This window comes from Frankia sp. CeRuru1 (assembly GCF_977966315.1).
The window spans coordinates 1-10,542 of sequence record NZ_CDWWEW010000173.1; the positions used below are offsets into that span (position 1 = coordinate 1).

10 protein-coding genes are annotated in these 10,542 nt (G+C 67.7%); 4 read left to right on the top strand and 6 right to left on the bottom strand.

Going from position 1 to position 10,542, the window contains the following annotated elements:
* The first annotated feature begins 223 nt into the window (after nt 1–223).
* Complete coding sequence (locus AC08OP_RS13805) at nt 224–652, top strand: NUDIX hydrolase (RefSeq protein WP_476614567.1); 429 nt, start codon at nt 224–226, stop codon at nt 650–652.
* A 143-nt stretch (nt 653–795) separates the two neighbouring features.
* Nucleotides 796–1,581 carry a carbohydrate kinase family protein gene (locus tag AC08OP_RS13810; protein ID WP_476614568.1) on the top strand — a complete coding sequence of 262 codons (786 nt, stop codon included), beginning with the start codon at nt 796–798 and terminating at the stop codon, nt 1,579–1,581.
* Here AC08OP_RS13810 and AC08OP_RS13815 read toward each other — a convergent pair.
* The 4 genes from AC08OP_RS13815 to AC08OP_RS13830 are packed head-to-tail and all read right to left on the bottom strand — an operon-like array spanning nt 1,540 to nt 5,500.
* The gene (locus AC08OP_RS13815) at nt 1,540–2,973 is read right to left on the bottom strand and encodes an ApeA N-terminal domain 1-containing protein (RefSeq protein WP_476614569.1); all 1,434 of its coding nucleotides are present in this window, start codon (nt 2,971–2,973) and stop codon (nt 1,540–1,542) included. The genes AC08OP_RS13810 and AC08OP_RS13815 overlap by 42 nt on opposite strands.
* Before the next feature lie 49 nt (nt 2,974–3,022).
* Nucleotides 3,023–3,664, bottom strand: a complete 642-nt coding sequence (locus tag AC08OP_RS13820) for a hypothetical protein (protein WP_476614570.1) — start codon at nt 3,662–3,664, stop codon at nt 3,023–3,025.
* 13 nt (nt 3,665–3,677) lie between these two features.
* Nucleotides 3,678–4,820, bottom strand: a complete 1,143-nt coding sequence (locus AC08OP_RS13825) for a radical SAM protein (RefSeq protein ID WP_476614571.1) — start codon at nt 4,818–4,820, stop codon at nt 3,678–3,680.
* On the bottom strand, nt 4,817–5,500 hold the full coding sequence (locus AC08OP_RS13830) for an adenylate kinase family protein (protein ID WP_476614572.1): 684 nt from the start codon (nt 5,498–5,500) through the stop codon (nt 4,817–4,819). The genes AC08OP_RS13825 and AC08OP_RS13830 overlap by 4 nt, the downstream gene beginning before the upstream one ends.
* 233 nt (nt 5,501–5,733) lie before the next feature.
* Here AC08OP_RS13830 and AC08OP_RS13835 point away from each other — a divergent pair, with 233 nt between their 5' ends.
* Complete coding sequence (locus AC08OP_RS13835; RefSeq protein WP_476614573.1) at nt 5,734–7,293, top strand: XRE family transcriptional regulator; 1,560 nt, start codon at nt 5,734–5,736, stop codon at nt 7,291–7,293.
* 603 nt (nt 7,294–7,896) lie between these two features.
* Nucleotides 7,897–8,202 (top strand): hypothetical protein, encoded by a 306-nt coding sequence (locus AC08OP_RS13840; RefSeq protein ID WP_476614574.1) that lies wholly within the window; start codon nt 7,897–7,899, stop codon nt 8,200–8,202.
* A 29-nt stretch (nt 8,203–8,231) separates the two neighbouring features.
* Here AC08OP_RS13840 and AC08OP_RS13845 read toward each other — a convergent pair whose 3' ends face one another.
* Both AC08OP_RS13845 and AC08OP_RS13850 read right to left on the bottom strand, forming a co-directional pair.
* On the bottom strand, nt 8,232–9,008 hold the full coding sequence (locus AC08OP_RS13845) for an alpha/beta hydrolase (protein WP_476614575.1): 777 nt from the start codon (nt 9,006–9,008) through the stop codon (nt 8,232–8,234).
* An 818-nt stretch (nt 9,009–9,826) separates the two neighbouring features.
* A complete protein-coding gene (locus AC08OP_RS13850) occupies nt 9,827–10,051 on the bottom strand; it encodes a hypothetical protein (RefSeq protein ID WP_476614576.1) in 225 nt (74 codons plus the stop codon).
* Between the last annotated feature and the right edge of the window lie 491 nt (nt 10,052–10,542).

Consider the following 10,542-nt stretch of genomic DNA (forward strand, 5'->3'; position numbering starts at 1 on the left):
GCCTGACCCTGTGAGATGGACTGAGGGGGCTCGTGAGGGTATCGATCGGCTACACGCCCGCTCGAAGGCGAGTCGGAATCAGTATCCGCCGCGGACTTCCTGATCGAAGACTACGGTCGCTAAATTGGCCTGGCGTATCGGAATAGCGAGGCATTCGCGTTATACTTCCAGCAGGTCATACACGCACAGGCTGATCCCGGCATCGGTCAAAGGAGACCCGCTCATGCCTCGCCACCAACTCACCACCGACGTCCACCTCGTCTTGCTCCAAGGCAACAAAGTCCTGTTCGGCTGCCGCCAGAACACCGGCTATGAAGACGGTGCCTACCATCTTCCGTCCGGCCACCTCGAAGCCGGGGAATCTGTAGTCACCGCTCTGATCCGTGAAGCCAAGGAAGAAATTGGCGTTACGATCCAACCCGAAGCAGTCGAGTTTGCCCACGTTATGCACAACTCATCCAGCGGTGGCCGCGCCGCCTTCTTCTTCACGGTCCGAGCATGGGATGGCGAGCCGGAGAACCGCGAGCCCGACAAGTGCAGCGGGCTGGCTTGGTTCCCACTCGACGAGCTTCCCGGCCACATGATCGCCTACTGCCGCACCGCCCTCGAACACATCGCCGCTGGCCAGCCCTTCTCGATCTACGGCTGGTAGCGATGCCCGGGGATGATCCCGGCCCGGTGGTCTGCTTCAGCTACCTGGCTGCTGCATCGCTTTGGAGTGTTGATCGTTTCCCTCCGGCCAACCACGGGGCCGAGGTTCGGCGGGCCGAGTCCTCGATCGCGGCCGATGGCCCAATGGCCGCCGCCGTTCTGGCCGCGCTCGGCGTGCCGGCGCTGGTGATCAGCAACGACATCGGCGACGACGTCCAGGGCGATCAGGTGCGGGCCTGGCTCCATCGGCATCGGGTGGCGGCCTCCGCCGAGCTGGCGCCCGGTATGCCCACCCCGTCCATTGTGATCGTTGCCGATGACCAGGGCACTCGCACCTGGTTCCCGTATCTCCCCGGCGTCGCCGAAGCCCTGGCCGCGGTCGATCTGTCACCGCTCGCCAGGGCTTCCTTCGCCTACATTGACTGCTACCAGCTCATCGAGGCCGCTGCCGTCCGCGCCATCCAGGCCGCGCGGGCGGCCGGCGTGCCGACACTGATCAACCTGGGCGGCTCGGCGCTCTCGCCGGCGATGGCCGCCGCGATCCATGATCATCCAGATGCCTTGATCCAGACCAATGTCGACGACGCCGAGCACGAGGCCGCCCCGGCGGTGGCGGCCTCGCTGCTGCACGCGACGGATGCTCGCTGGGCGATGATCACCGCCGGGGCATCCGGCGCCATTGCAGTCGGGGACGGCCGACGAGTGTGGGTGCCGGCTTTCGAGGCGCAGGTACGGCACACCCACTGCGCCGGCACCGCCTTCTCCGGCGGCCTGATCTACGGCTTGCATCAGGGCTGGTCGATGCGCGATGCCCTGGAACTGGCTGCCGCCAGTGGGGCTCTGCGCTGTGAGCGCGCCCATCACGAGCCGCTCCCGACGCTCGCGGAACTACAGGCCCTTGCGGCTGGCCGGGCTCGGCTGACGGTCTGAGCCTGACGGCAAGCAGACGTACGGCACCTCGACGGGCAGCGCTGCTCGGAACCGTGGCCAGCGCCAGGTGCGGCTGATCATCGTGAGGCACTGCTCCTCGGTGAAGCCGAGGCGGCGCAGCAGGATGATCCGCAGCAGCAGCTCGACGGTGGAGGCCAGCCGTAGGACCTCTTCCGGTCGCTTGGCCATGCCGGGCAGGGTGTGGGCCACGATGTTCCGGTAGTCGTTGATGCGCCGGGTCCACCGCTTGACCTGTAGGCCGAGGTACGGGGCGAAGGCGACCCCCGCCTCGTTGATGAGGTTGCCTAGCATCCCGGCGTAGGTGATGTCGGAGTGCATGAGTTTGTTCTTCAGCCATTGCTGGTCCGGACCCTCGCCCACGGCTTGGTAGATCCGATCAAGCCGCGCCTGGTGCGCGGCGGTGTCCCTCTTGCCGTACAGGCGGCTGTGCATCCCCTCGGCCGCCGAGGCCGCGGTGAAGGCCCGGGTCGGGATGAAGCGCATCGACTGCTCTCGCAGCGAGAACAGCAGATCACAGACCGGGTTGAGCCGGGCCTCCAGCTCGAACCAGAGGGGCAGGTGGGTGGCCGGCTCGATGTCATCGAGCGTGAACACCATCTCCTGGCGGATGGATCTGGTGTACTCCGGCTCGGCCGCATCCCCGTACCGAACCTGGAAGGGCGCAGACAGGCCATAGGAGGCCAACACCTTGGAGTTGGCCATGATCACATGGCTGTCCCGGCAGGGTTCATCGGTGGCGAGATCGAAGAAGAAGCGCAGCGGCCGGATGTAGCGCACGTACAGGGCGTTGAACGACTGCGGCCGGTCGAGCTGGATCTGTATCTCCTCCTCGCTCCGGATGCTTCCGACCGTGTCGCCGTGCGTGGCGCTGTAGCTCCGGCCGATCATCGCCTGGCCATCGGGTACCGGGAAGGTCACCTCTGGCGGCCGTCTGAAGTACATGGCCCCAGAGTCGGCATCGGAGTCATCGGTGAACGGATGTCGGCCCATCCAACTGTTGAGGCCGGTGAGCCGGAACGAGAGCTGGTCAAACGTCTGTTCGCTAGCCTTGCTCAGGTGGCGGTCACCGATCAGCATCGCGGAGGCGAAGGTCTCGATGTCGCCGATGCCGTTCGGGGTTGTCCTGCTCGCGCCACTCCGGCAGCCGAGGAGGGTGACCTTGTTGTCCGGTCCCGGAACGTCACCGATGATCACTTCGTTGGTGAGGCGGTCGTGCTGGATGTGCCGACCAGCGGGGCGGTCCCGCAGCCCGCGAGGGGTCCGGAGCTGAATCTGCTCGCCGATGGTCAGCACGCCTCCGACGGGTGGCTGGCTACTGCCGGCGAGCTGCCATTCGCCCATGTAGCTGTCCTTGAACCTCTCGTCCGCCATGCCGTGGATCATGTCATCGGGCACCAGTAGCCCCGATCCGCACGTTCGGTCAGAACAGATCCCACTCCCGCAGCATCCTCGTCAGCTCGTCGAGCCGCTCTCGGGGCATCCGCTTGCGGGCGGCCTCGCCCGCCGACTCCTGGGCGGCGCCGAACTGCCACCAGCTCTCACCGGTCTTGCGGTCCATGACCAGGAAGCGGTCCTTCACCGCCGGCCCCCGGATGACCAGTGACACGGTGTACGGCTCGGCTACCACGGCGTGCACCATCGCGTGGTGCAGGGCGTAGCTGGCGCCGGCCTGCTCCTGGCGGACCTGCAACGCGGCCAGGCTGCCTGGCTCGGGTTCGGTGTCCACGTCGACGTCGCCGAACAGGTAGTGCCGGTACTCCCCGCGCAAGATCAGGCTGGCGTACGACCAGCGGTGGTTGTGCGGCCGGTCGAAGTGGCCGGGCAGGAAGACGTGCAGCCGCACCCGGATGCCGGCGTCGTCCTGGTAGAGGACGATCTTGTCGAGGATGTCGTAGTGCTCGGCGAGGGCCAGCAGCTCCGGCCGCTCCGGCAGGGCAAGCAGGGCTTCCCGCACGAACTCCGGGTCGTCGGCCAGCTGGGTGAGTGCCTTCCGGGTGGCGTGTTCCACGGCGTCGATGTCGTTCCAGTCCAGCCCGCGTAGCGGCGAGATGATGTGCTCCATCTGGATCTTCTCCTCAGTCTTCGGGCTTGGCGCTGGACTTCCATAGCCGGCAGACCGGCACGATGTCCGGCTCGGCGGCGCAGGACGAGCCACCCATGACGATCTCCTCGGCCGGGCAGCCGCCCTGGCAGGCCGTGGCCTTGCAGCCGCCGCAGGCACTCGTCGTGAGCGGCTTCGTGAACAGGTCGAACTCGTTGTCACCGCGGTTGAGCACCACCTGGCCGTCCTGCATCCGGGCGAAGTACAGGTCGGTGTCGAACAGGTAGGAGCAGACGTAGCACCTGCCGTCGGGAAAGATCGAGATCCGGTCCAGCGTCCGCCCGATGCAACCCTGGTAGCCCTCGGCGGCGTAGCGGGCCATCTGGTCGCGGCGGGCGTAGGTCGGCTGGTACCAGACCCGCGTCTGGTAGCCGGGCGCGATCTCGTTCAGCACGTCGCAAAACGTCACCCACTCCGCCGGTCCGATGGCCATGTCGGCGTTGCCGTGCCCGACGCCGATGGTCGAGAAGACGTGGAACTTCACCAGCGACACGCCGAGCTCGTCGGCGGTGTCCAGCAGCTTCAGGGCGTCCGGCTGGTTGGCCTGGTTGACGGTGCAGATGATCCGCGTGTCGAAGCCGCGGCTCGTCAGCTCGGCGGTCGTCTCCAGCGCCGTGTCGAACGTGCCAGCGCCGCGTACCCGGTCGTGGGTGGCGGCGCTGCCGCCGTCGAGGCTGACCTGGACGTAGGCGAAGTCCTCCGGCTCCAGCTGCCGGAACCTCCGCGCCGCTGGCTTCTGGGCGTTGGTCGTGGTGATGACGTCCTCGTAGCCGAGCTGCCGGCCGAGCCGGATGGCGTCCACGTAGTTCGGATGCAGCGTCGGTTCGCCGCCGAGGATGGTCAGCTTGCTGCCGCCCATCCGCCGCCAAGTGGTCAGCGTCGCGGCGATCTCCGGCAGGGTCAGCTTGAGCGCCCGGTCCAGCCGATCACCCATGTAGCAGTGTTCGCAGCGCAGCTGGCAAGCCTCGGTGATGTAGAGGTAGACATTGCGGAACCGGCCGTAGGCGATGCGCTCGATCCGCTCCGGCGCCGGCATACCCGCCCGACGGGGCATCCGGGCGTGGCCGTAGTCGTCGTCCGTGCGGACGCGCGGGGGGTCAAGGGACATAGTGGTCATAGTTGGCTGCTCCTCGGGGTCAGTAGCGCCGTGACGGCGTGAGCGACGTGGTCGGCTGAGGTGCTGCTGTCGAGCTGGGCCACCGGGATGCCGGCTGCCGCGAACGCCTGGCGGATGCCGTCGGCGGTCTGGCGGTAGCGGTTGAGTCGGGCACGCAGCAGGCGGGGCGCGTCGCCCCGGCGGGGGTGGAGGATGCCGCCGCAGCGGGCGCAGCGCTGGGCATCATCTGTACTGGGCACGGCCGGGAGGCGGGGGTCGCGGATGGGGTCGCGTTCGCAGCGGTGGCAGACCCGGCGCTGGAAGGCCCGCCGGTACAGCGTCGTGACGTCGACCGTCAGTTCCACGGCGCGGGCTACGCAGTCCGGCGCGTGCTGACGAAGCGCCGCCAGGAACAGGCGGACCTGGGTGGCGTTACCAGGGAAGTTGTCGAAGAAGACGGTGTGGATCTGGCCGCCCTGCGCCACGGTGTTGAGGTAGCCGCGCAGCGCCGTGACCACGGTGAAGTCGTCGATCCAGCCCAGCCGCTCGGCGCTGGTGGCCGTGGCCGCCAGGATGGTTTCCGGGACGTGCTCTCGAAGCCGGAAGACGGTATGCCCCGGCATTTGACCGAGGCTCGCGGTCAGCGTCGTCTTACCAGCGGCCGGCGGGCCGAAGACGGGTACGGCGACCGTGAGGGCCACGGGGCAACCCCCTTTCGCACCGGGGAGGCCAGACCGACGCGCCACCCACGAGGGGCGGCGGGGCTGGTCTGCGGCATCCCGATCAAGGACGTGAAACGGTCTTCAGCGTCAGGCCCGGAATCCGCCCCGACCATGCCAATGCGTGATGATCGACATACGCGCGACGCATAGACCCTGCTACCGGGAGTGTTAGCGTCCTGGTGATCGTCCGACGCGCGACCGAGGGGGAGACGGTGACGAGCACGCACCCGCTCCGCCACTGCACCCGCTGCGGCCACCGCCTGGCCGCCGACAACCTGCGCCCGATGTGCAGCCCCTGCCAGAGCGCCGCCCTCGACACCCAGGCCCGGCCGCCAGCCGTGCCGTCGGCGTTCTGGACGCTCGACCAGATGCGTGACGCTCTGGCCACCTGGCACATGGGCCGGGTGATCTTCGCCTACCGGAACCACCCGCACCACGGCCACACGCTGCCCCAGGAACTCGTCGGCACCTGGCTCGGCCTCACCCAGGCCCAGCTCAGCCGCATCGAGAACGGCCGGGCACCCGAGGAACTGACCAAGCTGATCCGCTACAGCCAGATCCTCGGCATACCGGCCGAGCTGCTGTGGTTCGACCTGCCCGGCTCGCCGCGTGCCCGTGCCGGCGTTACCGAGGCTCAGCCACCGGTCCTGATGCCGGTGCTGCTGGGCGGCCGGGAGGTCATGCTGCCGATAGACGCCAGCGCCGCCAGGGCCAACGGCCTTGACGATCTCGTCGCGAACCTGGCGTCCGATTCCGAAACTGCGGATAGACCAGGCGGGCCACCGGCTATCCGCGGCACGACCGCGCGTCGGGTGGCGGCTCATGTCCTGCCGGTGGCTGGCCTCGATGAGTTGCAGCACGTGGCCGCCGCCCTGGACGATGCCCGCCGCTACCTGGACGGCTCGGTCGTCGGCTTCTTCGCCCGGCAGTTCGAGCGATGCAAAGCTGATGACGGCGAAGCCGGCCCGTTGGGTGTCTTACCGCTGGTCCTCGGCGTGCTTGGTGCCATCCAGCAGCACGCCCGCGACGTCCGGCCTGAAATCCGGCGTGACCTGCTGGCCGTCGGGGCTGACGGTGCGGAGTTCGCCGGCTGGCTCTACCGCGACCTCCACGACCCCGGCTCGGCCGCGTACTGGTACGACCGGGCCATGGAGTGGGCTCAGGAAGCTCAGGACGACTCCATGCAGGCGTATGTCTTGATCAAGAAATCGCAGATGGCCTACGACGGCCGGGAACTGGCCCGGATGCTGACGCTCGCTGAGGCCGCCTCCCGGGTGTGTCCCGCGCCCCGGGCCGCCGTCCACGCCGAGCGGTTGCAGCAGGAGGCGCTCGCCTTGGCCACCCACGGCGAGTCGCTGACCGTTATCGAGCGGAAGCTCGACAATGCCCGGCATGTGCTCGACGAGGCCGAGTCCGGCGCCACGACATCGACCGAGTCTCACTTCACCACCGTCACGCTCCAGCTGCGCTCGGCCGCCATCTACACCGAGGCAGGCGTTCCTGACCGGGCGGCCGGCATCTTCGGGGGCATCCTGAGCACGGGTTCGCTGTCGCGTCGGGACACCGGACTGTTCGGTGCTCGTCGGGCCGCGGCCCTTGCCCTCAGTGGGCATCCAGACGAGGCCGCCGCTGCGGCGCTCGATGCACTGCGGATCGCTCATGCGACCAGCTCGGGCCGGACCTTGACGATCCTGGCTGATGTGGGTCGGACGCTTGAGCCGTGGCGAGCGCGTCCAGGGCCACGGGACTTCCGGGAAGCGATGCTTGCGTAGCAGTTAGAACACGCCCTGCGACCTGGCCGAGTATCGCGGCTCCTTGTGGGTCAACGGTGTATCCGGGCCGAATCTGCCTGCCACGGTGGACTATCTCGTTTAGTCAACGGATGGCCAACTCGGCTATTGCTTACTTAGCGTCGCAGGCTGGACGCTCAGTGCATGGCGCGGTATCGGTATCGGTGCGGTGCGATCTGTCCCGACGGGACGAGATGTCGGAACCCTGTCAAGGAGGCCGGTCAGCGCTGTTACATCCGCTCGCATCACCAGTCGTGGCCGACGATGCAGACTCGGCAGACCCGTCCACGCCGGAGCACCTCGGCGATACCGCCGGCACCCCGGCTGGGAACCGTGCCAGCAGCGCCACGTCCTCCAGCGCCGCGGCCTCCGAGCCGTGAGGAATTGCAGGTGCGGTCGGCATCGGAGTCGTCCGCAGGCCTGATCACTTCCAACTTCCCGGCTGTTGTTGGCGACAGGGCGACCAGGTACGTCAGTGACCAGGTGTGGCAGCGGGTGACTCGCTCCTGGTCGGGACGGCGATGCGAGACGCTTGCCCGCCTGGCACGGGCCATTCTGGAAGGGCGCGAGCGGCTTCATGAGGGGATGGGCGAGTTCGCCAACCGCGCGCTCGGCTTGGTCAACCGGTCTTCCGTCGAGCGGCAGTTCGCATCGGAGCTGGTGAAGCAGCTGCCGCTGCCAGCGGTCGACGAGAACCTGATCGCCGCCGCACGAGGGCTCCAGGTGACCGGGATCGTGGTGTGCGTGGCGCGGAGCAGCCCGCTGATGCAATGCGCGTGCTTCACGGACGTCGTGCTCGTCGAGGGGCAGGCCAAGGTCAAATCGTTGATCACGGCCGGGATGCAGGACTGGGCCGGCCTGGGGAACCTTGGTTCTCCTGGGGCCACTTGATTGTGATCGGTGAGCAGAAGGGGTCCTACCTATCCGTCTGTCAGCCACTCGGCGACGGTGCGGATCACGAACGCCTGCCACTCCTGGCTCTGGGGCTGGAGGTACTGCGGGTCGTCATGGACGGCGAAGCCGTGCTGCGAGCCTTCGACCTCGACCAACCGGTGCTCGGCGGTGAACTTGCCCATCGCGGCCCGCGACGATTCGATCGGCACCAGCGTGTCTTTGGTGCCGTGTACCACCAGTGTGGGCGCGGCGATCTCGCCGATGGCCTCGTCCGGCCGCAGCCAGAACACCTCGTTCAGCAGCGGGCGGCCGTGCTTGAGCGTCGGCGTGAAGGTGATGGCCCCCTGCTCGTCGAGCGTCTTCACCATGTCGTCGTCAAGGCGGTCGTCGTGCCAGTACGGCCGGCTGTCGATCGTGCGCCACTTGTAGTTGAACTGAGGGTTGAGCAGCACCAGGCGGGCGACGTCGTCCGGCCGCTTCGCCGCGTAGTAGCCGCAGATGCCCCCGCCGAAGCTCGCGCCGAGCAGGCTCACGTGATCGACGCTGGCCGCATCCCGCACGTGAGCGATGGCCACCCGAATGTCGTTGAGGATGGACGACAGCGTTAGCTCCTCCTGGCGGCCGTCGCTCTCACCGTGGCCCCGGAGGTCGAATCTGAGCGACGCCACGCCTGCCTCGGCCAGTCCGACGGCCAGCCGGGTGAAGAAGCCGCCCTCCTCACGGGTGACGCCGCCGCCGTGAACCAGGACCACAGCCCGGTCAGCCGCGGCATCCGGCGTGGTCAATGACGCGGCGAGGCGCACGCCGTCCAGCGCGCGGAGCGAGGTGGCGGTTTGGTGCGTGGGCATGGCACTCCTCGGGACATGGGTGGCGCTGCTACGGGCCATCCTCTGGTGAACGGCGCTCGGAGACCAGAGCCGCCGGAGAGCCGTCTATCGCCCAACACCCTCGCCGGGCGGCAAGTCCCAATCCAGTGCCCGCAGGGCATCGGCGACGCGCTGTAGCGTGGCAAGGTCATCGAAGACTTCAATCGGTTCGGCGGCTGTGGCCGGTCTCGGGCGCGAGGGCAACGGCTCGGCGCTCCCGGCCGCAACGTCGATTGCACTAGACGAGCAAGTCCGAACCTCGGGTGGGTGGTGGGCTGGGGGAGGCCGTAGGGCGTGGTTCACTCCGGTCGCGGTCGCGGTCGCGGTCGCGGTCGCGGTCGCGACTGACGATCTGATACTGGCGACTGGCTTCTCGCGGCGGGTTCGAGTTCGTCGATCTCGGGGCTGTTCCCGGGCGGCGAGACGTGGCGTGGTCGTGTGGTGAGGGTGGGGAGGTGGGTGTAGCCGTCACATGAGAGCGCCGGACAGTGGCGCTAATGCCGCCTCGCCTTGCGACGGGGCAACCCGAGCCGAACCGCCCGGCATGGGAACCTGGCATGCCCGACTGGTCGCGCGCGGCAGGTCGCTGGTTCGTGTCGTTCACCGTCGAGGTCGATGGGAAATCCCCGAACGGCCGACGCGGCGACAGCGCGCCGCCGGGCCGGTAGGCGTCGACCTCTACTACCGATAGGGTATACACCACAGAGGATCGAGGAACAGCCCTGCGATCCGTCGTCAGCCGCCGTCCTCATTTGTCAGCTTTGGGTGAGCATGCCGGTGTAACTGTTGCTAGCGAATGCCAACTGCCCGTCGTCACGGGGGTCAAGCCTATATACCCCGGCTCCGGAGTAGGAGTTGTCGCCGCAGTTGGGGCCTCTCACCTGCTCGGTGTCGACGCTGATTCCTCCGTTCACCCGCAGGTCGGCGAAGTACAGCTCACCGCTACACTCCCCGGCGTCCGACCACGATCGCGTGTACACCGTGGTGCCAACCTTGCTGTTTTTGCCGACTCCAGCATTCAACGTGATGGTAATGTCAACCCGTCTCGTTCCGGAGTCGCCGCCCACCGTGCCCTTCCAAGTGCCAACCAAGTTGTCAGGGATGCGCCACGTAGGGGGGTCGTCGATGGCGATCGCGGATAGCGACCCTGTGGGGCTAGGCGACGGAGTGGCCGGTTCGGGTGACGGCGAGGGGGTGCGTGAGGTTGGTGGGGTCGTGGGCAGGACGGTAAGAGCGGACGACGATTGGGGCAGGGTCTCCGCCTCGGCCGACTCGCTCGATCCCCCGGTCAGAGTCAGAGGGATCACGATGGCCACGAGGACGCCCACGATGGCTACGAGGACACCCACCCATGTCGCGATGGTCTGGGAACGGAACACTCCCATGACCCGAGACCAGAACGCACTCAATCTCGTCGCCCCCCCGTAGAGACGCTCAGACTCCGTGATCGTTAATACTAGACGAGTAAATT